We start from the raw sequence: 21,259 nt of genomic DNA on the forward strand, positions 1-21,259 counted from the left end.
AATATACGGAACCGAGAATCTGATGAGTGACTATAAATCAACCCTGAATTTGCCGGAAACAGGGTTCCCGATGCGCGGCGATCTCGCCAAGCGCGAACCGGGAATGCTGGCGCGTTGGACTGATGATGACCTGTACGGCATCATTCGTGCAGCCAAAAAAGGCAAGAAAACGTTCATTCTGCATGATGGCCCTCCCTATGCGAACGGCAACATTCATATTGGTCACTCGGTAAACAAGATTCTGAAAGACATTATCGTGAAGTCCAAAGGGCTCTCCGGTTATGACTCTCCGTACGTGCCTGGTTGGGACTGCCACGGCCTGCCTATTGAACTGAAAGTTGAGCAGGAGTTTGGCAAGCCGGGCGAGAAATTTACCGCCGCCGAGTTCCGCGCCAAATGCCGCGAATACGCCGCAACCCAGGTTGACGGTCAGCGTACCGACTTTATCCGTCTGGGCGTGCTGGGCGACTGGCAGAAGCCATACCTGACGATGGACTTCAAAACCGAAGCCAACATCATTCGTGCGCTGGGCAAAATCGTGGCTAACGGCCACCTGCACAAAGGCGCGAAGCCGGTGCACTGGTGCGTTGACTGCCGTTCTGCGCTGGCGGAAGCGGAAGTTGAGTATTACGACAAAACCTCCCCGTCTATCGACGTGGCGTTCCACGCCGCTGACCAGGATGCGGTAAAAGCGAAATTTGGTGCCGCTAACGTGACCGGCCCAATCTCGCTGGTTATCTGGACCACCACGCCGTGGACCTTGCCAGCGAACCGCGCAATTTCTCTGGCGCCTGATTTCGACTATGCGCTGGTGCAGGTAGACGGCCAGGCGCTGATTCTGGCAAGCGACCTCGTTGAGAGCGTAATGAAGCGCATCGGCGTGAGCGACTACACCATTCTGGGCACCGTCAAAGGCGCCGAGCTGGAACTGCTGCGCTTCACCCACCCGTTCATGGGCTTCGACGTTCCGGCGATTCTGGGCGACCACGTGACGCTGGATGCCGGTACCGGTGCGGTACATACCGCCGGTGGCCACGGCCCTGACGACTACGTGATCAGCCAGAAATACGGTCTGGAAATCGCTAACCCGGTTGGCCCTGATGGCGCATACCTGGCGGGCACCTACCCAGAGCTGGACGGCGTGAACGTCTTCAAAGCTAACGACAAAATCGTTGCGCTGCTGGCCGAAAAAGGCGCACTGCTGCATGTCGAAAAAATGCAGCACAGCTACCCATGCTGCTGGCGTCACAAGTCACCGATCATCTTCCGTGCGACCCCGCAGTGGTTCGTCAGCATGGATAAAAAAGGCCTGCGTATTCAGTCTCTCAAAGAGATCGACCGCATCGAGCAGGAAGGCCTGGCGAAAGAAGATCTGAGCGGCTGGATCCCGGCCTGGGGTAAAGCACGTATCGAATCCATGGTCGCAAACCGCCCTGACTGGTGTATCTCCCGTCAGCGTACCTGGGGCGTGCCAATGGCGCTGTTCGTGCATAAAGACACCGAAGAGCTGCACCCGCGCACCACTGAACTGATGGAAGCGGTAGCCAAGTACGTTGAGAAAGACGGTATTCAGGCGTGGTGGGATCTCGACCCGCGTGAAATCCTCGGCGACGACGCAGACAACTACGTGAAAGTGCCAGATACCCTGGACGTGTGGTTCGACTCCGGTTCAACCAGCTACTCCGTTGTGGATGCGCGCCCTGAGTTCGGCGGTCATTCTGCGGACATGTATCTGGAAGGTTCTGACCAGCACCGTGGCTGGTTCATGTCCTCCCTGATGATCAGCGTTGCCATGAAAGGCAAAGCGCCGTATCGCCAGGTACTGACCCACGGCTTCACCGTCGATGGTCAGGGCCGTAAGATGTCTAAATCTATCGGTAACACCGTTTCTCCGCAGGACGTGATGAACAAACTGGGCGCGGATATCCTGCGTCTGTGGGTGGCATCAACCGACTACACCGGCGAAATGGCGGTATCGGATGAAATTCTGAAACGTGCTGCCGACAGCTATCGTCGTATCCGTAACACCGCGCGCTTCCTGCTGGCGAACCTGAACGGTTTCGATCCGCTGAAAGACATGGTGAAACCGGAAGATATGGTGGTGCTGGATCGTTGGGCCGTAGGTTGCGCACAGGAAGCGCAGGCTGACATCATGAAAGCCTACGAATCCTATGACTTCCACGAAGTGGTACAGCGCCTGATGCGCTTCTGCTCCGTCGAAATGGGCTCGTTCTACCTCGACATCATCAAAGACCGCCAGTACACCGCGAAAGCGGACAGCGTGGCGCGTCGTAGCTGCCAGACTGCGCTGTACCATATCGCAGAAGCGCTGGTTCGCTGGATGGCGCCTATCATGTCCTTCACCGCTGATGAAATCTGGGGCTACCTGCCGGGTAACCGCGAGAAGTACGTCTTCACCGGCGAGTGGTATGAAGGTCTGTTTGGCCTGGCCGACAGCGAAGCGATGAACGATGCGTTCTGGGAAGAACTGCTGCAGGTTCGTGGCGAAGTGAACAAGGTCATCGAGCAGGCGCGTGCTGATAAGAAAGTCGGTGGTTCTCTGGAAGCGGCAGTGACCCTGTACGCCCAGCCGGAACTGGCGGCTAAGCTGAACGCGCTCGGCGACGAATTGCGATTTGTCCTGTTGACCTCTGGGGCGACCGTTGCGGATTATGAAGCGGCAACCGCTGATGCCCAGCAGAGCGAACTGCTGAAAGGGCTGAAAGTGGCGCTGAATAAAGCCGAAGGTGAGAAGTGCCCGCGCTGCTGGCACTACACCACTGATGTTGGCAAGGTAGCGGAGCACATCTGTGGCCGCTGTGTGAGCAATGTGGCCGGTGACGGCGAAAAACGTAAGTTTGCCTGATGAGTAAATCGATTTGTTCAACAGGGTTACGCTGGCTGTGGCTGGTTGTCGCCGTGCTGATTATCGATCTGGGCAGCAAATACCTGATCCTCCAGAATTTTGCTCTGGGGGATACGGTGTCGCTGTTCCCGTCGCTTAATCTGCATTATGCGCGTAACTATGGCGCCGCGTTCAGCTTCCTGGCCGACAGCGGCGGCTGGCAGCGCTGGTTCTTTGCGGGTATCGCTATCGGTATCTGCGTCGCGCTGGCGGTGCTGATGTATCGCTCTAAGGCCACGCAAAAGCTGAACAACATTGCCTACGCGCTGATTATTGGCGGCGCGCTGGGTAACCTGTTCGACCGTTTGTGGCACGGTTTCGTTGTCGACATGATCGATTTCTACGTCGGCGACTGGCACTTTGCCACCTTCAACCTGGCCGATACCGCAATCTGTATCGGTGCTGCGCTGATCGTGCTGGAAGGTTTCCTGCCGAAAAAACAGGCGTAGCCTGGTGCCGGATGGCGCCGCGCTTATCCGGCCTACCGTTTTGTGTAGGCCCGGTAAGCGTAGCGCCACCGGGCACGCAGACGGCGCTGAACGTATAACAATAATCGTCATTCCAATGTCGTAAGATAAAAGGCTGTCCCTGCATGTCTGATTCGATTCAAAGCAATAGCGCAGTGCTGGTGCACTTCACGCTGAAACTGGACGATGGCTCTACCGCTGAGTCGACCCGTAACAACGGCAAACCGGCGCTGTTTCGTCTGGGCGATGCCTCCCTGTCTGAAGGGCTGGAGCAGCATCTTCTCGGCCTGAAGGCCGGGGATAAAAAATCCTTCTCTCTGGAGCCGGATGCGGCGTTTGGTATCTCTACGCCAGATCTTATCCAGTATTTCTCCCGCCGCGAATTTATGGATGCGGGCGAACCGGAAATCGGCGCTATCATGCTGTTCACCGCAATGGACGGCAGCGAGATGCCAGGCGTGATCCGCGAGATTAACGGTGACTCCATCACGGTTGATTTCAACCACCCGCTGGCGGGCCATACCGTTCATTTTGATATTGAAGTACTGGAAGTCGATCCGGTACTGGAGGCGTAACATGCAGATCCTGTTGGCCAACCCACGCGGCTTTTGTGCAGGCGTTGACCGCGCTATCAGCATTGTTGAAAATGCGCTCGCCATCTATGGCGCGCCAATCTATGTTCGCCATGAAGTGGTGCATAACCGCTACGTGGTGGACAGCCTGCGCGCACGCGGCGCTATCTTTATCGAGCAGATTAGCGAAGTGCCGGACGGCGCGATCCTGATTTTCTCTGCCCACGGCGTTTCTCAGGCCGTGCGTAACGAAGCGAAAAGTCGCGACCTGACGGTCTTTGACGCGACCTGCCCGCTAGTCACCAAAGTACATATGGAAGTGGCGCGCGCCAGTCGTCGCGGCGAAGAGTCGATTCTTATCGGTCACGCCGGTCACCCGGAAGTCGAAGGCACCATGGGCCAGTACAGCAACCCGAAAGGGGGCATGTACCTCGTTGAGTCGCCGGAAGACGTACTGAAGCTGACGGTGAAAGACGAAAGCAAGCTGTCGTTTATGACCCAGACTACGCTGTCGGTGGACGATACCTCCGACGTTATTGACGCGCTGCGTGTCCGTTTCCCGAAAATTGTTGGCCCGCGTAAAGACGACATTTGCTACGCCACCACTAACCGTCAGGAGGCCGTGCGATCGCTCGCTCAGCAGGCCGACGTCGTGCTGGTCGTAGGGTCGAAAAACTCGTCGAACTCCAACCGTCTGGCTGAACTGGCGCAGCGGATGGGCAAAGCCGCCTATCTGATTGATGACGCCGCAGATATTCAGGAAGCGTGGGTGAAAGATGTGGCCTGCGTGGGCGTTACCGCCGGGGCTTCTGCGCCGGATATTCTGGTGCAGAACGTGATTGCCCGCCTGCAAGGGCTGGGCGGCGGCGAAGCCATCACCCTTGAAGGGCGTGAAGAAAACATTGTTTTCGAAGTGCCGCGCGAGCTGCGTGTGGATGTTCGTGAAGTCGAATAAATTAATCCTCCCGCAGATATGAAAAAATGCCAGGCTTAACGTCTGGCATTTTTTTAGGGAGAAATCATGCGCCTGCCTATTTTCCTGGATACCGATCCCGGTATCGACGACGCCGCAGCGATTGCCGCTGCGCTTTTTGCCCCCGAGCTGGATCTCCAGTTAATGACCACCGTAGCCGGCAACGTTTCGGTCGAAAAAACCACTCGTAACGGTCTGCAACTCCTGCACTTCTGGGGTGCCGACGTTCCGTTGGCGCAGGGGGCGGCTGCCCCGTTGGTTCGCCCGCTGCGCGACGCTGCATCGGTGCACGGCGAATCCGGCATGGAGGGCTATGACTTTGTCGAGCATAACCGTCAGCCGTTGGCAAAACCGGCGTTTCAGGCCATTCGCGATGCGCTGATGCACGCGCCGCAGCCGGTGACGCTAGTGGCGATTGGCCCGCTGACCAATATTGCGCTACTGCTGACGCAGTATCCGGAATGCCGCTTCAATATTCGTCGACTGGTGATCATGGGCGGTTCCGCCGGGCGCGGTAACTTTACCCCCAACGCCGAGTTTAATATCGCCATTGACCCGGAAGCCGCGGCGCTGGTGTTCCGCAGCGGCCTGGAGATTGTGATGTGCGGGCTGGACGTCACCAACCAGGCGCTGCTTTCGCCGGAATATCTAGCCTCTCTGCCCGCGCTGAATAAAACCGGCGCCATGCTTCACGCGCTGTTCAGCCACTACCGCAGCGGCAGCATGCAGAGCGGCCTGCGCATGCACGACCTGTGCGCGATTGCCTGGCTGGTGCGCCCCGAACTGTTTACGCTGCAAAGCTGCTTTGTGGCGATAGAAACTCAGGGGCAATACACGGCGGGCACGACGGTGGTGGATATCGAAGGGCGATTGGGACAGCCGGCCAACGCGCAGGTGGCGCTAGCGCTGGACGTGGAGGGGTTCCGTCAGTGGGTGGCTGAAGTTTTTGCCCGTGCGCCGTAATCACTCGCCATACTGCGGCAGTTTTTCACTCAGATAATCAATCATGGCCCGCATTCTGGCGGGCATATGCTTATTGCGCGTCCACAGTAGCCACAGCTCGCCGCTGTAGTCGCTGATAAATTCCCAATCCGGCAGAACCTGCACAATCTCTCCGCTGGCGAGCGCTTCGCGGGCGGTGAACAGCGGCAGGCTGCCGATACCAAGATGATGCTTTACCGCATCCAGCCGCACGCCGGTATGGTTAGCGGCATAGCGCCCGTGGGTCTGAATCGTCTCCACGGTTTCGCCGCGCCGAAACTTCCAGCGTGAATCAGCGGGCGTCTCGCCAAGGCTGATGCAGCAATGGTCGCGCAGCGCCTGCGGGTGTTCCGGCATGCCGTGCTGGCGCAGATACTCCGGAGTGGCGCAAATAACGTGGCTGACCGGCATTAGCGGGCGGCCGTACAGGCCGGGAGAGGGCGACTGGCTGATGCGTAGCGCCAGGTCGACGCCATCGTCAATCAAATCCATATACCGGTCTTCCAGCCGCAGACAAACGTCCACCTGTGGAAAGCGCGTAAAAAATTCGGCCATGAGCGGATGGATAACAAAACGCCCCACCGCTTTGGGCACGCTGAGCGTGAGTTTCCCCTGCGCGATCTGCTGCTGGCTGCTGCCGGAGTCGAGTGCCAATTGTGCGGCGTTCAGCATCTCCTGCGCGTGCTCATACACCATTTTTCCTGTTTCACTCAGCGCCAGTTTGCGGGTGGTGCGGTGTAGCAGTTTGCTGCCGAGCGCGCGTTCAAGACGGGTAACGCTGCGGCTAATAGCGGAAGGCGTCGCGCCCGACGTTTTGGCGGCAGCAGAGAAGCTACCGTGGTCAACGATCAGCACGAAGGTGGCCAGATCGGGAAGCAGGTTTGGATTCATTTGTGCATACCAGGCAAAGATGCATTGAATGAGAGCGGGATTATCACCGTTGGTAAAGTGAATATACTCTGCTCATCAAGAGGAGAACAACCATGACCGAACGACTTTATTACACCCGCGATGATACTCAAGCGCCGGCATGCGTGCTGCGCTGCATGCCAGAAGCCGACGGCCGCTACGCCGTCGAGCTGGACCGTACGCTGTTCCATCCGCAGGGCGGCGGGCAGCCAGCGGACGCAGGCTGGATTGATGAGACGCCGGTGGAAGGCGTTGTCGCACGCGGCGACAGCGTGGCGCATATCGTATCGCAGCCGTTGCCGCTGGGGCCGGTCACTCTTTGTGTGGATGCCTCCGTCCGCCAGCAGCACGCGCGACTGCACTCCGCCGGACATCTGATTGGCCTGGCTGGAGAGCGCTGCGGCTGGCAGCCGGTGAAGGCACACCACTGGCCTGGTGAAGGACGGATCACGTTTGTGCCTGCGGCACAAAGCGCGCTGCCTGAGGCCCAAGCGCTGCTGGCGATAATCAGCGCATGGCAGTTGGCCGATCTCCCGCGCAGGGTCAGCGTAGAGGGCGAATTACGCCGGGTCGGTTTTGGCGATCTTCCCGCCTATCCTTGCGGAGGGACGCACGTTGCGCGGTTATCCGATATTGGTGAGGTAAAGATTAGCGATGTGAAAATGAAAAAAGGGCGGATGCTCGTTCACTACACGTTACTGCCCTGAAAAGTAATCACGCTAATCGATTGGTTTACGATGGCTTTGGCGTCATTTCCCTAGGCTTACGCATCATTCTGAGTGCGTTTGACTTCTTTCCTGCATCGCGGCAATGATTCATCCTGTGGGATGAATCATGTCTTTTACTGATATTCCTCTCTGTTTATCATTAAATTCTAATTATCGGCGTTTTCGGCTGGCGACCCTGTTGTGCGCTGGTTACTCTGAAAACGATTTACGCAATTTTAACAAAAGAGAATAGCTATGCATGATGCACAAATCCGCGTCGCCATTGCCGGCGCCGGTGGCCGCATGGGACGGCAGTTAATCCAGGCCGCGATGGCGATGGAAGGGGTACAACTGGGTGCGGCGCTGGAGCGTGAAGGCTCCAGCTTACTGGGCAGCGATGCCGGTGAACTGGCGGGGGCAGGGAAAGCAGGCGTCACCGTTCAGAGCAGCCTGGAAGCGGTAAAAGATGATTTTGACGTGTTTATCGATTTTACCCGTCCGGAAGGCACGTTGACGCATCTGGCTTTCTGCCGCCAGCATGGGAAGGGGATGGTGATTGGCACCACCGGGTTTGATGATGCCGGTAAACAGGCCATTCGTGATGCCTCTCAGGACATTGCTATCGTATTTGCCGCTAACTTCAGCGTTGGCGTCAACGTGATGCTGAAGCTGCTGGAGAAAGCGGCGAAGGTGATGGGCGACTATACCGATATCGAAATTATTGAAGCACACCACCGCCACAAAGTGGATGCGCCATCAGGTACGGCACTGGCGATGGGTGAAGCGATCGCCGGGGCGCTGGATAAAGATCTGAAAGACTGCGCGGTCTACTCGCGTGAAGGTTATACCGGAGAACGCGTACCGGGCACGATTGGTTTTGCTACCGTCCGTGCGGGTGACATTGTCGGTGAACATACCGCGATGTTCGCCGATATTGGTGAACGCGTGGAGATTACGCATAAGGCTTCCAGCCGCATGACGTTTGCTAACGGTGCGGTAAGATCGGCTCTTTGGCTTAAATCAAAGAAAAATGGTCTTTTTGATATGCGTGATGTGTTGAATTTGAATGAACTATAAGTATTTATTACCCATCGTGATGTGGTTATTGTAGTCATAATTACTTGATTACACAGGGCAATATTTTATTGCCCTTTATTTTATCTTTAATTTTATGATTTTACATTGAGATGCCTGTTTTTATAGGTTATCTATCATAAACGTGTTGGTTAAATGTAAATTTTGACCATCTGGTCTACTTTTTTGCTCTCTTCTTCATGATTTGACAATCTTCCTGCTCCGCAAGCGTTTTCTCCTCTTAGTTAGTTGATCATTTTGATGCCTGGAGGCGGCTTAGTTATCCAGTGGCGCAAAATAATAATAAAAATTGTCCTTTAAGGTAGACATTTGCCGAGGCTGTCACTAGAATGCCGCCGTTTGCCAGAAATTCATCGGTAAGCAGATTTGCATTGATTTGTGCCATTGTTATGAATTAATATGCAAATAAAGCGAGTAAATATTCTCTGGAGGGTGTTTTGATTAAGTCAGCGCTATTGGTTCTGGAAGACGGAACCCAGTTTTACGGTCGGGCCATAGGGGCAACGGGTTCGGCGGTTGGGGAAGTCGTTTTCAATACTTCAATGACCGGTTATCAAGAAATCCTCACTGATCCTTCCTATTCTCGCCAAATCGTCACCCTTACTTATCCCCATATCGGTAATGTCGGCACCAACGCCGCCGATGAAGAGTCCTCTCAGGTTCACGCTCAGGGTCTGGTTATTCGCGACCTGCCGCTGATTGCCAGCAACTATCGCAACACCGAAGACCTCTCTTCTTACCTCAAACGCCATAACATCGTGGCGATTGCCGATATCGATACGCGTAAGCTGACGCGACTGCTGCGCGAGAAGGGCGCTCAGAACGGCTGCATCATCGCGGGTGACCACCTCGATGCCGCGCTGGCGCTGGAAAACGCCAAAGCGTTCCCGGGCCTCAACGGTATGGACCTGGCAAAAGAAGTGACCACGGCTGAATCCTACAGCTGGACGCAGGGGAGCTGGACGCTGGCGGGTGACCTGCCGGAAGCCAAGTCCGAAGAAGAGCTGCCGTTCCACGTCGTTGCCTACGATTTTGGCGCGAAGCGCAACATCCTGCGTATGCTGGTTGACCGCGGCTGCCGCCTGACGGTGGTGCCGGCGAAAACCTCCGCTGAAGAAGTGTTGGCGATGAATCCAGACGGCGTGTTCCTGTCTAACGGCCCTGGCGACCCGGCACCGTGCGACTACGCCATCGACGCGATTGAAAAATTCCTCCAGACCAACGTTCCGGTGTTTGGCATCTGCCTCGGCCATCAGCTGCTGGCGCTGGCGAGCGGTGCGAAGACCATCAAAATGAAGTTTGGTCACCACGGTGGTAACCACCCGGTGAAAGACCTGGATAAGAACGTGGTGATGATCACCGCGCAGAACCACGGCTTTGCGGTTGATGAAGACTCGTTGCCAGCCAACCTGCGCGTGACCCACAAATCTCTGTTCGACGGTACCCTGCAAGGGATTCACCGTACCGATAAACCGGCGTTCAGCTTCCAGGGCCACCCAGAGGCGAGCCCAGGCCCGCACGATGCGGCACCGCTGTTCGACCACTTTATCGAGCTTATTGAGCAATACCGTCAGTCCGCGAAATAATCAGGAGTAATAAGAGCCATGCCAAAACGTACAGACATAAAAAGTATCCTGATTCTGGGCGCGGGCCCGATTGTTATCGGTCAGGCGTGTGAGTTTGACTACTCCGGTGCCCAGGCGTGTAAAGCGCTGCGCGAAGAGGGCTACCGCGTCATTCTGGTGAACTCCAACCCGGCCACCATCATGACCGACCCGGAAATGGCCGATGCCACCTACATCGAGCCGATTCACTGGGAAGTGGTGCGTAAAATCATCGAAAAAGAGCGCCCGGATGCGGTGCTGCCGACCATGGGCGGCCAGACCGCGCTGAACTGTGCGCTGGAGCTGGAGCGTCAGGGCGTGCTGGAAGAGTTCGGCGTGACCATGATTGGTGCTACCGCTGATGCGATTGATAAAGCAGAAGACCGTCGCCGTTTCGACGTCGCGATGAAGAAAATCGGCCTCGACACCGCGCGTTCCGGTATCGCGCACACCATGGAAGAGGCGCTGGCGGTTGCCGCTGACGTCGGCTTCCCATGCATCATCCGCCCAAGCTTCACCATGGGCGGCACCGGTGGCGGTATCGCCTACAACCGCGAAGAGTTCGAAGAAATCTGTGAACGCGGTCTGGATCTCTCGCCAACCAACGAGCTGCTGATTGATGAATCGCTGATCGGCTGGAAAGAGTACGAGATGGAAGTGGTGCGTGATAAAAACGACAACTGCATCATCGTCTGCTCTATCGAAAACTTCGATGCGATGGGCATCCACACCGGTGACTCCATCACCGTGGCGCCAGCGCAGACCCTGACCGACAAAGAATACCAAATCATGCGTAACGCCTCGATGGCGGTACTGCGTGAAATCGGCGTAGAAACCGGCGGTTCTAACGTGCAGTTCTCGGTGAACCCGAAAGACGGTCGCCTGATTGTTATCGAAATGAACCCGCGCGTATCCCGCTCCTCGGCGCTGGCCTCGAAAGCGACCGGCTTCCCGATTGCTAAAGTGGCTGCCAAGCTGGCAGTGGGTTACACCCTCGATGAACTGATGAACGACATCACCGGCGGCCGTACCCCGGCTTCCTTCGAGCCGTCCATCGACTACGTTGTGACGAAGATTCCACGCTTCAACTTCGAGAAATTCGTTGGCGCTAACGACCGTCTGACCACGCAGATGAAATCTGTCGGTGAAGTGATGGCGATTGGCCGCACGCAGCAGGAATCCCTGCAGAAAGCGCTGCGCGGTCTGGAAGTGGGCGCGACCGGCTTCGACCCGAAAGTGAGCCTCGATGACCCTGAAGCGCTGACCAAAATCCGCCGCGAACTGAAAGACGCAGGCGCTGAGCGTATCTGGTACATCGCCGATGCCTTCCGCGCGGGCCTCTCTGTCGATGGCGTGTTTAACCTGACCAACATCGACCGCTGGTTCCTGGTACAGATTGAAGAGCTGGTGCGTCTGGAAGAGAAAGTGGCGGAAGTGGGTATCAACGGCCTCGACGCTGACTTCCTGTTCCACCTGAAACGCAAAGGCTTTGCCGATGCGCGTCTGGCAAAACTGGCGGGCGTCCGCGAAGCGGAAATCCGCAAGCTGCGTGACCAGTACAACCTGCACCCGGTCTACAAGCGTGTGGACACCTGTGCGGCGGAATTTGCTACCGACACCGCTTACATGTACTCCACCTATGAAGAAGAGTGCGAGTCCAATCCTTCCGTAGACCGCGATAAAATCATGGTCCTCGGCGGCGGCCCGAACCGTATCGGTCAGGGTATCGAATTTGACTACTGCTGCGTACACGCCTCGCTGGCGCTGCGTGAAGACGGTTACGAGACCATCATGGTCAACTGTAACCCGGAAACCGTCTCTACCGACTATGACACTTCCGACCGCCTGTACTTCGAGCCGGTAACCCTGGAAGACGTGCTGGAAATCGTGCGCATCGAGAAGCCGAAGGGCGTTATCGTACAGTACGGCGGCCAGACCCCGCTGAAGCTGGCGCGTGAACTGGAAGCCGCAGGCGTACCGGTGATCGGCACCAGCCCGGATGCTATCGACCGCGCAGAAGACCGTGAGCGCTTCCAGCATGCGGTTGACCGTCTGAAGCTGAAACAGCCAGCCAACGCCACCGTGACCGCGATTGAACAAGCGGTTGAGAAGGCAAAAGAGATTGGCTACCCGCTGGTGGTGCGTCCGTCCTACGTTCTCGGCGGCCGTGCGATGGAAATCGTCTACGACGAAGCTGACCTTAAGCGCTACTTCCAGACCGCCGTCAGCGTTTCCAACGACGCGCCGGTGCTGCTGGACCGCTTCCTGGACGATGCGATTGAAGTCGACGTCGACGCCATCTGCGACGGCGGAATGGTGCTGATTGGCGGCATCATGGAGCACATCGAGCAGGCTGGCGTTCACTCCGGTGACTCCGCGTGTTCCCTGCCAGCCTACACGCTGAGCCAGGAAATTCAGGACGTGATGCGTGAGCAGGTGCAGAAGCTGGCCTTCGAACTGCAGGTTCGCGGCCTGATGAACGTGCAGTTCGCGGTGAAAGACAACGAAGTCTACTTGATTGAAGTCAACCCGCGTGCGGCGCGTACCGTACCGTTCGTCTCCAAAGCGACCGGCGTACCGCTGGCGAAAGTGGCGGCGCGCGTGATGGCAGGGAAAACCCTGAAGCAGCAGGGCGTGACCGAAGAAATCATCCCACCGTACTACTCGGTGAAAGAAGTGGTGCTGCCGTTCAACAAATTCCCAGGCGTTGACCCACTGTTAGGGCCAGAAATGCGCTCTACCGGGGAAGTGATGGGCGTAGGCCGTACCTTCGCGGAAGCGTTCGCTAAGGCTCAGCTCGGCAGTAACTCCACCATGAAGAAACAGGGCCGTGCGCTGCTCTCCGTTCGCGAAGGCGACAAAGAGCGCGTGGTTGACCTGGCCGCTAAGCTGCTGAAACAGGGCTTCGAGCTGGATGCAACCCACGGTACCGCGATTGTACTGGGTGAAGCGGGTATCAACCCGCGCCTGGTGAACAAGGTGCATGAAGGTCGTCCGCACATTCAGGACCGTATCAAAAATGGCGAATACACCTACATCATCAACACCACCGCTGGTCGTCAGGCGATTGAAGACTCCAAGCTGATTCGCCGCAGCGCGCTGCAGTACAAGGTGCATTACGACACCACCCTGAACGGCGGCTTTGCGACGGCAATGGCGCTGAATGCGGACGCGAAAGATAAAGTCACTTCCGTACAGGAAATGCACGCACAGATTAAAAAATAAGTGCGAGCGATAAAATAAAACGCCGGGCAGATGCCCGGCGTTTTTGTTTTTGTATCCTGGTTACTGTTCCGTTGCTGGCATCGCCGCGGTGGTCTGCTGCGACTTACTGGCCTGCTCTTCGCGGAATTTCAGGTTATCCCAGATGCGGAAGAACGGGTAATACATCACCAGCGAAATCCCGAGGTTGACGATTTGCAGCACCGAACCGGAGATATGTCCGCCGGTCGCCAGGTAGCCACTGACCACAATAGGTGTAGTGAACGGCAGCGCAATTCCGGCCGGTTTGGCCACTAAACCGGTGGTCATCGCCACGTAGGAGACAATCACCAGCACCACCGGCGTCAGGATAAACGGCACCACCAGGTACGGGTTCATCACAATCGGAATACCGAATACCATCGGCTCGCTGATGTTAAACAGGCTGCCCGGTGCGGCAATTTTACCGAGCTGCTTCATCTGCACGCTGCGGCTGCGCAGGATCATAAAGATAACCAGCCCTAACAGCGCCCCGGTACCACCCGGCGCAATCCACAGGTCGTAGAACTGCTGGGTGATAATGTGGGGAATTGGCAGGCCGTTCTGGAACGCTTCCAGGTTTTCGGACATGTTGCTGAGCCAGACCGGGCGGATAAACACCAGCACGATGGTGTCGCCGTGCAGGCCGAGCATCCACAGAATGCCAATCAGCAGCACTGAAATAATCATCCCCGGCAGCGAGCCGCCGACGTGGCTCATCGGAATACCGACCAGCTCGGTAATCATGGTGTTGATATCGCCAAACGGCGTTGCTTCTACCAGCAGACGCAGCGCCAGCACCACCGCCAGCACGCAGAATCCCGGGATCAGCGCGAGGAAGGATTTTGCCACCGCCGGTGGAACGCCTTCCGGCATGCGAATGACCAGGTTGCGGTCGTTAACGAAGCGGTAGATTTCCGTTGAGAGCAGGGCAATCAGGATAGCCACGAACAACCCCTGGCTGCCAATCTGGCCCATCGGCATCACGCCTTTCACCAGCTGCGCCACGTCGCTGCCCGCAGGGGTAAACATGATGTGCTGCGGAATGGTCATCACGAAAGCCACCAGAGAGACGGCCCCGGCGGTCAGCGGGTCGAGGGTGCGGTACTTCTCTGCCAGGCGGTAGGCGATACCGAAGCTGGAGATCAGCGCCATGATGTCGTAGGTCGCTTTCACCGGATAGAGCACTTTTTCCTGCCACGTTGGGCCGAAAAGCTCGGTCATCAGCGTGCCGTAACCCGGCACTGGCAGATAGGCGAAGATCAGGAAAAACGAGCCTATCAGCATAAACGGCATGTTCAGGATGATCCCGTCACGCACCGAAAGCACATGTTTTTGTCCGGCGATTTTGAGCGCGGTCGGTAAAACGTATTTATCTATTATCGACTTATTCACAGACACCCCCTGCCCGGCGCAGACGTTGCCGACCGGGCTATTGTTGTATTTATTGTTGGCTAAACTGCGGCAGCCACGCTTTATTGATGGTGAGTACTTCATCGACCAGCGCCGACGCCAGATTCACATCGGCGACCAGCGGGTTGGCGACCAGCGCCAGCAGCGCTTTTTGCTTATCGCCATATACGGCGGCATCAATGGTCAGACGCTCAAAATCCTTCACCTGCTGGGTCAGGCCGTGCATCAGCGGCGGCAGTTTGCCAAAGGCCAGCGGATGCGCGCCCAGCGCATCAATCAGGCAGTTGGTTTCTATCACCGCGTCGTCCGGCAGTCCTTGAATGGCACCGTTGTTGGCGGTGTTCACCACCATCTCAATGCCAAGATTGTTGTGCAGTGCGTTAATAAGCTGTACCGCCACTTCGGAGTAGAACGAACCGCCGCGCTGACTCAGCTCCTCTGGTTTCTTGTCCAGATGCGGGTCGACGTAAAGTTCGAACAGCGACGCTTCGACCTTCATCACCTGCTCGGCGCGGGTGCCTTTGCTCTCGGCATCCGCCAGCTCGTCTTCCAGCATGGTGCGGGTCTGCCAGAAATAGCGGTGATACGGGCAGGGAATAGCGCGCAGCGCACGCAGTAGCTCCGGTGGCCACGGAATGGCCTTGATGTTGTTCATCGACAGCTGCTCGCCGTCGCACAGCATCTCGATAACCTCGTCGGTCGCATCGCGACCCGCTGCCAGCACCTGATGCACCCAAACCATATGATTCAGGCCAGCAAAGCGCAGCGAGACGTCGCCGTAAGGCAGCTTCAGCATGTCGGCAATCATGTGGTGCATAGTGACCGGCACGTTGCACAGGCCGATAATCTTCGCTTTGCTGTGGCGTGACACCGCTTCCGTCACAATGCCCGCCGGATTGGTGAAGTTGATGATCCATGCATTTGGCGCCAGACGTTCAACGCGTCTGGCGATATCCAGCATCACGGGAATCGTGCGCAGCGCTTTGGCGAAGCCGCCCACGCCGGTGGTTTCCTGGCCCAGCAGCCTGTGACTTAAGCCCAGACGCTCATCAGCGGCGCGGGCCGGTAGCTGGCCTACGCGCAGTTGGGTGAGCACGAAGCTTGAGCCGGTAATCGCTTCATCGGCATCGAAGTGAACCGATACCTTCACCGACTCCAGACCGTTGCGGTCGAGCATGCGGCGGGAGAGGGCGGCAATAATCTCGACCTTTTCTCGACCCGCTTCGACATCAACCAGCGCCAGCTCCGCCATTGGCAGGGAAGCATGACGCGCTATTAATCCTTCAACCAGTTCCGGGGTGTAGCTGCTGCCCCCGCCAATCACGGTAATTTTCATTGTTCTCTCCGAGGCCTCAGGCCATCAGTTGGATCGCTTTATCGAGCACGCGATCGCCGCGCATGGTACCGTAATCCATCATGTCGATCACCTCGACCGGCTTGCCCAATGGCGCAGACAGTTCACGCAGGCGAGAGAGTTCGAACTGCACCTGCGGGCCGAGCAGCACCACGTCGGCCTGCGGCAGCATGCTTTCGATTTCGGCAACCGGATAAGCGTTGATCTCGACCGCCAGCGCCCGTTTTTCGGCTTCGGCGCGCATCTTTTGCACCAGCATGCTGGTGGACATCCCGGCGGCGCAGCACAACATGATCTTTTTCATGACAATTTTCCCTCACTTGAAAACATATTTCACACATTAGCCGTTTTACGTAGCATGTATGAAAATTATTTTCATGAGTGTGATCGGCGTTAAAATATTGCTTTACGGGATGTTATCCGCGAGAAAGTGTGATCAAGGTAAGCAAAACGAATATTTGTTACTCATATACCGAAGACGTCGGCGTCTGTTGATCGAATGAATTGAAAAATAATTTCAATAAATTATGATGTTTTTAACGAGCAGAATTTGCCGACATTAGGACTCTCTGGTTATGGATATTGTTTATCAGCTGGTGAATGGGCTATCGGGCCTGCCTGCGCAGGAATCCCGGCTGGCGCGCTTTTTCCTCGATAATTTTGCCCAGATACCTGAGGCAAGTATTGAAGAGCTGGCGGCAAAGGCGGGCGTGAGTCCCGCGACGTTACAGCATTTCTCGCGCAGTATTGGCTGTGCCGACCTCAATGACTTTATTGGCCAGGTGCGCCATCAGCAGCAGGAGAATCGTTTGAAAACGACGGCGGCGCCGATGCTCGGCGACGCGGCGTGGGTGGACACCGGTACGCTGCAAAAGCTGGCGAAAAATGCCGGCATTGGCAGCGAGATCCTCGATCGCTTCTCGCACTCCATCGGTCGCGACGGTAGCGATGACATTCTGAGCCTGATCCGCCAACGGCTACAGGACTTCAGCCAGCAGGAGTCTCGCGTGGCGCAGACTATCCTCAGCGACGTGGCGTTTGCGGCTTCGGCGACCATCGACCAACTGGCGACGGCGGCAGGGGTCAGCCCGGCGACCATTACCCGCTTTGCCCGCGCCGCGGGCTGCGACGATATTCGCGATTTGCGCATGAAGCTGGCGCAGGCCAGCGCCCCGGTTGCCAGCGGCGATATGCCGGGGCCGTGGCGCGAGCGGCTAAACCAGATCCAGTATTCGCTGAACGCGCAGCTTCACGAACTATCGCCAGCGGCGGTTGAGCTGGCGGCAAGCCTGCTTAAACAGGCGAAAGCGGTGCATATTTTCAGCGCCAGCACCGCCGATAACCCGTTCGCCAGCGTGTTGCAGTATCGCCTGCTGACGCAGGGGTATCCGGCCAACGTCTGCCAGGATCCGGCGTTAATGGGGATTACCGCCTCGATGCTTGGCGCTGGGCAGGTGCTGGTGGTCTTTGCCGGTACGCCGCCGGGCAGCGCGCTGATTGCCGCCGTACATCAGGCGCGCTGGGCAGGGGCGGATATCATCGTGATTGGCCAGCAGGAGAGCGCGCTCAGCCATCAGCAAAACGTCACGCTACCGCTCAACGACGCGCGTTACGGGTCGCTGCTGATTGTCGATTTGATCTGTGATTCGATGTAACTTCGGCATCGTTGCGCCCGGCCTGTAGCCCGGTCGAGCGCAGCGACGCCGGGGCGGCTCAGAATGCCGTTTCTAACGTATCCAGCACGTTATACGCGTCATCAACCAACAGCAGCGCCTTCCATTTGTCAAACGTCAGGCAAGGGTGCGAAGTGCTGAACACCAGAATATCCCCCACCTTCACGTCAACGTCTGGTGCCAGCTTCAGCATGGCGTGCTGGTCCATAATGCCGGTGGTTTCCATGCTGTTTGCCGCTAATGTGACTGATTTCCCCGCACGATAATGGGCAACCGGCTGCGGTAACCCGGCATCAAACGCGCTGTCGCGCTTGCCGAAATTGACGATCGCCCGGCCGCTTTCCGGCGCCGACTGCACCATTGCCACCAGTTCCAGCGCAGAAACCAGATCGCCGCCGAGGTCGCAGGCCGTCTGGTCGCGCGCGACGATCGCGTTCTGCGCTTCCAGATAGATCCCCGCATCGTGGGTGATATAGCAGCCAGGGCGGATCAGCACCCGGCAGTTGGCCGGTTTCGGCTCGGCAAGCCAGACGTTACACACCACGTCATACCAAACGGAGCCCGCGCCAGTGAGAATAAACTCGCCCGTTACATAACGCTCAAGCTGGCAGGCCAGCGCGGCGGCATCGCGCAGCAGCGCTTCCACCTTCGGCTGTGGGTTATCGCCGTGCAGCACGCCTTCATACAGCTCAAGGCCGCGCAGACGCAGCGCCGGTAAAGTGGCAACCTGCTCGGCAAGTGTGAGCGCCTGTTCTGCGGTTCTGCACCCACAGCGGCCGCCCGGCACGCCCAGTTCCAGCAGAATATCCAGCGTCTGGTTTTGTGCGGCGAAGAACGCCGAGAGCGCACGGGCGTTATCGATGCTATCGACGCAGCACTGGTAATCTACCGCCGGGTATTCCGTCTTGAGTCTGGCGATCAGCGCCATATTGGCCTTGCCGACGAGCTGGTTCACCATCAGCACGCGTTGGATCCCGCTTGCCGCAGCAATGCTTGCCTGCCAGGCGCTGCCCACGCCAATGGCCCAGGCCCCTGCTTGTTGCTGCTGTGAAAAGATCCACGGTGTCATGGTGGTTTTACCGTGCGGGGCGAGTGAGACGCCGCGCGTATCGGCGTAGTGCTGCATCCACTGAATATTGTTGGTTAGCGCCGTTTTTTTAATGACCGCGGCGGGCAGGCAAACGTCTTCATTGAGGATGTTTGTTGGGGTAAAAAGCGTTGCGGATTTGTGGGGTACGATGAGGCTTTCATGGTATTTCATAACATAAATCCTTCAGGTTTTTAGTTTATATCATGAATCTTTGATTGTTCATCTTGTTGTAAATAAATGATTTTTATTATTTTCATTGATTTTTATGAATAAAAGTATCATTAATTAATGCATATTTTGCGTAGTCTTTCACTGTTTTCAGCGCTTGTAAATGGTCAAATTCAAGGCAGGGAACGACAGGGGTAGAGAAGAAATGCAGTTCGATTATCTGTTCAGGAACGTCACGGTTATCGACGGTAGCGGCGGCCCGCAGTATCGCGGCGATGTGGCCATCAAGGGCGATCGCATTGTGGAGATCGCGCCCGCTATCGACGGGCAGGCGCAGCATGAGATTGACGGCACGGGGCGCGTGCTGGCACCAGGGTTTATCGATGTTCACACCCACGACGACATTAACGTTATCCGCATGCCGGAGTACCTGCCCAAAATCAGCCAGGGCGTGACTACGGTGATCGTCGGTAACTGCGGGATCAGCGCCGCGAGCGCGACGATCGCAGGCGACGTACCGGATCCGATGAACCTATTGGGCAATGCGGAACAGTTTATCTACCCGACGGTTAACGCTTACGCCGACGCGGTTATGCAGGCGCGTCCGGCGGTGAACGTTGGCACGCTGGTCGGTCATACCGCGCTGCGTAATAACCAGATGGACTCGCTGTTTCGTCCGGCTAACTATCAAGAAATTCAAGCCATGCGCAGGCAGCTACGGTTGGCATTGCAGGAGGGCGCTTTAGGGCTCAGCACCGGGCTAGCCTATGCCTCCGCCTTCCAGTCGACGACTGAAGAGGTGATGGCGCTGGCGGAAGAGCTGGCGGCGGAAAATGGGATTTATACCACCCATCTTCGCTCGGAGTTTGAGCCCATTCTCGACGCGCTTGATGAAGCGTTCCGTATTGGCCGCCACGGCAAGGTACCGGTGGTGGTCTCGCACCACAAATGCGCGGGGGCGAATAACTGGGGGCGCACCGTGGAAACCCTGGCGCTGTTCGATAACGTCCGCCAGCAGCAGGACGTTTCCTGCGACTGCTATCCGTATTCCGCCAGTTCATCGACGCTGGATATGAAGCAGATTACCGCCGATTTTGACATCGTTATCACCTGGTCGACGCCGCACCCGGAGATGGCCGGGCAGACCTTAAAGCAGATTGCGCAAAGCTGGTCGCTTACGCTGGAAGAGGCGGGCAAGCGGCTGATGCCTGCTGGCGCGATTTACTACAACATGGACGAGCAGGACGTGCAGCGGGTGCTGCGCTATCCATTGACCATGGTGGGTTCGGACGGCTTACCGAATGACCCGATGCCGCATCCTCGCCTGTGGGGTGCGTTCCCACGCGTGCTGGGACACTACAGCCGCGATGAAAAACTGTTCCCGCTTACCGTCGCGGTGCACAAGATGACTGGCCTGTCGGCGGCACGTTTTCAGCTCACCGACCGCGGGTTCATCAAGCGCGGCTATTTTGCCGATCTGGTGCTTTTTGACCCAGAAACTATCCGCGATGTCGCAAGCTTCAGCGACCCACAGCAGCCCGCCGCCGGTATCGATGCGGTGATGGTCAACGGGGTGATGAGCTATGGGCAGAATCACAACATTATCGGGCGCGCCGGGCGATTCTTACGCCGGTCAGCCGGAAAAATTAAGGAGCAGCAATAATGAGCATTAAACGTTATGGCGTCGGTGGCAGCACCGGTACCGGCGGGCAGTCTCTGCCGTTTGCCAAGGCCGTTGAGGCCGGAGGCTGGCTGTATGTGTCCGGGCAAACGCCGATGAAGGATGGTGAAGTGGTGGAGGGCGGCATTGTCGAGCAGTCGCGGTTGGCGATTCAGAATTGCGTGGATATTATGCAGGACGCGGGATACAGCCTGGCAGACGTGGTGCATGTGAAGGTGTATCTGACCGACGCGCGTTACTTCCAGTCCTTTAACAAGGTATTCCGTGAGTTCTTTGCCGATCACCCACCGGCACGCGTGTGCTGCGTGGCGGATTTGGTGGTGGATTGTAAGGTTGAGGTGGATTTGACCTGTTACAACGCGGAACGGGTGAAGTAACTTGTGGGGTGGTGCGGGTTGTACCCTCACCCCGGCCCTCTCCCTGGAAG

Annotated in this window: 17 protein-coding genes; 12 read left to right on the forward strand and 5 right to left on the reverse strand. The window is 57.1% G+C overall.

Translation table 11 applies throughout. From position 1 onward, the window contains the following. Positions 1–22 precede the first annotated feature (22 nt). From ileS to rihC, 5 genes are all read left to right on the forward strand, one after another. Positions 23–2,866, forward strand: coding sequence for an isoleucine--tRNA ligase (ileS, locus tag H7R76_RS19685; RefSeq protein WP_182966206.1), 2,844 nt, complete (start codon positions 23–25; stop codon positions 2,864–2,866). Further along, positions 2,866–3,354, forward strand: a complete 489-nt coding sequence (gene lspA, locus H7R76_RS19690; protein WP_064547278.1) for a signal peptidase II — start codon at positions 2,866–2,868, stop codon at positions 3,352–3,354. The genes ileS and lspA overlap by 1 nt, the downstream gene beginning before the upstream one ends. 143 nt (positions 3,355–3,497) lie before the next feature. Then, positions 3,498–3,947 (forward strand): FKBP-type peptidyl-prolyl cis-trans isomerase, encoded by a 450-nt coding sequence (gene fkpB / locus H7R76_RS19695; RefSeq protein WP_035894914.1) that lies wholly within the window; start codon positions 3,498–3,500, stop codon positions 3,945–3,947. A gap of 1 nt (position 3,948) precedes the next feature. Next, complete coding sequence (gene ispH, locus H7R76_RS19700) at positions 3,949–4,899, forward strand: 4-hydroxy-3-methylbut-2-enyl diphosphate reductase (protein ID WP_106925300.1); 951 nt, start codon at positions 3,949–3,951, stop codon at positions 4,897–4,899. A gap of 66 nt (positions 4,900–4,965) precedes the next feature. Next, positions 4,966–5,880, forward strand: coding sequence for a ribonucleoside hydrolase RihC (rihC, locus tag H7R76_RS19705; RefSeq protein WP_182966207.1), 915 nt, complete (start codon positions 4,966–4,968; stop codon positions 5,878–5,880). Here the strand turns inward: rihC and H7R76_RS19710 are convergent, their stop codons facing one another. Further along, on the reverse strand, positions 5,881–6,789 hold the full coding sequence (locus H7R76_RS19710; protein ID WP_182966208.1) for a LysR family transcriptional regulator: 909 nt from the start codon (positions 6,787–6,789) through the stop codon (positions 5,881–5,883). It abuts the gene before it with no gap. Positions 6,790–6,881: 92 nt separating this feature from the next. On the opposite strand from H7R76_RS19710, the gene H7R76_RS19715 reads away from it, so the two are divergent. The 4 genes from H7R76_RS19715 to carB all read left to right on the forward strand — a co-directional run bounded on the left by H7R76_RS19715 (position 6,882) and on the right by carB (position 13,438). Continuing rightward, positions 6,882–7,514: an alanyl-tRNA editing protein gene (locus tag H7R76_RS19715; protein WP_182966210.1), complete on the forward strand. Its 633-nt coding sequence runs from the start codon at positions 6,882–6,884 to the stop codon at positions 7,512–7,514. 255 nt (positions 7,515–7,769) lie between these two features. Beyond that, the gene (gene dapB, locus H7R76_RS19720) at positions 7,770–8,591 is read left to right on the forward strand and encodes a 4-hydroxy-tetrahydrodipicolinate reductase (RefSeq protein WP_182929490.1); all 822 of its coding nucleotides are present in this window, start codon (positions 7,770–7,772) and stop codon (positions 8,589–8,591) included. Positions 8,592–9,046: 455 nt separating this feature from the next. Beyond that, the gene (carA, locus tag H7R76_RS19725) at positions 9,047–10,195 is read left to right on the forward strand and encodes a glutamine-hydrolyzing carbamoyl-phosphate synthase small subunit (protein WP_182966212.1); all 1,149 of its coding nucleotides are present in this window, start codon (positions 9,047–9,049) and stop codon (positions 10,193–10,195) included. An 18-nt stretch (positions 10,196–10,213) separates the two neighbouring features. Next, positions 10,214–13,438, forward strand: a complete 3,225-nt coding sequence (gene carB, locus H7R76_RS19730; protein WP_182966214.1) for a carbamoyl-phosphate synthase large subunit — start codon at positions 10,214–10,216, stop codon at positions 13,436–13,438. Between the two features lie 60 nt (positions 13,439–13,498). Here the strand turns inward: carB and celB are convergent, their stop codons facing one another. From celB to H7R76_RS19745, 3 genes are read right to left on the reverse strand one after another with little or no spacing between them, the layout of a single operon-like run. Beyond that, positions 13,499–14,848, reverse strand: coding sequence for a PTS cellobiose transporter subunit IIC (celB, locus tag H7R76_RS19735; protein ID WP_035896004.1), 1,350 nt, complete (start codon positions 14,846–14,848; stop codon positions 13,499–13,501). Positions 14,849–14,897: 49 nt separating this feature from the next. Further along, positions 14,898–16,202 carry a 6-phospho-beta-glucosidase gene (locus H7R76_RS19740; RefSeq protein ID WP_182966216.1) on the reverse strand — a complete coding sequence of 435 codons (1,305 nt, stop codon included), beginning with the start codon at positions 16,200–16,202 and terminating at the stop codon, positions 14,898–14,900. Positions 16,203–16,218: 16 nt separating this feature from the next. After that, positions 16,219–16,524 carry a PTS sugar transporter subunit IIB gene (locus tag H7R76_RS19745; RefSeq protein WP_106925318.1) on the reverse strand — a complete coding sequence of 102 codons (306 nt, stop codon included), beginning with the start codon at positions 16,522–16,524 and terminating at the stop codon, positions 16,219–16,221. A 271-nt stretch (positions 16,525–16,795) separates the two neighbouring features. On the opposite strand from H7R76_RS19745, the gene H7R76_RS19750 reads away from it, so the two are divergent. Then, entirely contained in the window at positions 16,796–17,875 is a 1,080-nt protein-coding gene (locus H7R76_RS19750) for a MurR/RpiR family transcriptional regulator (RefSeq protein WP_182966217.1), read from the forward strand. A gap of 58 nt (positions 17,876–17,933) precedes the next feature. On the opposite strand, the gene H7R76_RS19755 is transcribed toward H7R76_RS19750, so the two are convergent. Beyond that, complete coding sequence (locus H7R76_RS19755) at positions 17,934–19,154, reverse strand: amino acid deaminase (protein WP_182966218.1); 1,221 nt, start codon at positions 19,152–19,154, stop codon at positions 17,934–17,936. 202 nt (positions 19,155–19,356) lie between these two features. Between H7R76_RS19755 and H7R76_RS19760 the strand changes: the two genes are divergently transcribed. Then, entirely contained in the window at positions 19,357–20,814 is a 1,458-nt protein-coding gene (locus H7R76_RS19760; protein WP_182966219.1) for an N-acyl-D-amino-acid deacylase family protein, read from the forward strand. Next, a complete protein-coding gene (locus tag H7R76_RS19765) occupies positions 20,814–21,209 on the forward strand; it encodes a RidA family protein (RefSeq protein WP_035896012.1) in 396 nt (131 codons plus the stop codon). The genes H7R76_RS19760 and H7R76_RS19765 overlap by 1 nt, the downstream gene beginning before the upstream one ends. The last annotated feature ends 50 nt before the right edge of the window (positions 21,210–21,259 follow it).

The sequence above is a fragment of the Klebsiella sp. WP8-S18-ESBL-06 genome, from assembly GCF_014169755.1.
GTDB classification, from domain to species: Bacteria; Pseudomonadota; Gammaproteobacteria; order Enterobacterales; family Enterobacteriaceae; genus Kluyvera; species Kluyvera ascorbata_B.

Coding starts and splice junctions, on each gene's coding strand:
- H7R76_RS19715 (WP_182966210.1), top strand. CDS start 6,882: ATGACCGAACGACTTTATTACACCCGCGATGATACTCAAGCGCCGGCA.
- H7R76_RS19710 (WP_182966208.1), bottom strand. CDS start 6,789: ATGAATCCAAACCTGCTTCCCGATCTGGCCACCTTCGTGCTGATCGTT.
- H7R76_RS19745 (WP_106925318.1), bottom strand. CDS start 16,524: ATGAAAAAGATCATGTTGTGCTGCGCCGCCGGGATGTCCACCAGCATG.
- lspA (WP_064547278.1), top strand. CDS start 2,866: ATGAGTAAATCGATTTGTTCAACAGGGTTACGCTGGCTGTGGCTGGTT.
- H7R76_RS19760 (WP_182966219.1), top strand. CDS start 19,357: ATGCAGTTCGATTATCTGTTCAGGAACGTCACGGTTATCGACGGTAGC.
- fkpB (WP_035894914.1), top strand. CDS start 3,498: ATGTCTGATTCGATTCAAAGCAATAGCGCAGTGCTGGTGCACTTCACG.
- H7R76_RS19750 (WP_182966217.1), top strand. CDS start 16,796: ATGGATATTGTTTATCAGCTGGTGAATGGGCTATCGGGCCTGCCTGCG.
- H7R76_RS19765 (WP_035896012.1), top strand. CDS start 20,814: ATGAGCATTAAACGTTATGGCGTCGGTGGCAGCACCGGTACCGGCGGG.
- ispH (WP_106925300.1), top strand. CDS start 3,949: ATGCAGATCCTGTTGGCCAACCCACGCGGCTTTTGTGCAGGCGTTGAC.
- rihC (WP_182966207.1), top strand. CDS start 4,966: ATGCGCCTGCCTATTTTCCTGGATACCGATCCCGGTATCGACGACGCC.
- ileS (WP_182966206.1), top strand. CDS start 23: ATGAGTGACTATAAATCAACCCTGAATTTGCCGGAAACAGGGTTCCCG.
- H7R76_RS19740 (WP_182966216.1), bottom strand. CDS start 16,202: ATGAAAATTACCGTGATTGGCGGGGGCAGCAGCTACACCCCGGAACTG.
- carB (WP_182966214.1), top strand. CDS start 10,214: ATGCCAAAACGTACAGACATAAAAAGTATCCTGATTCTGGGCGCGGGC.
- H7R76_RS19755 (WP_182966218.1), bottom strand. CDS start 19,154: ATGAAATACCATGAAAGCCTCATCGTACCCCACAAATCCGCAACGCTT.
- dapB (WP_182929490.1), top strand. CDS start 7,770: ATGCATGATGCACAAATCCGCGTCGCCATTGCCGGCGCCGGTGGCCGC.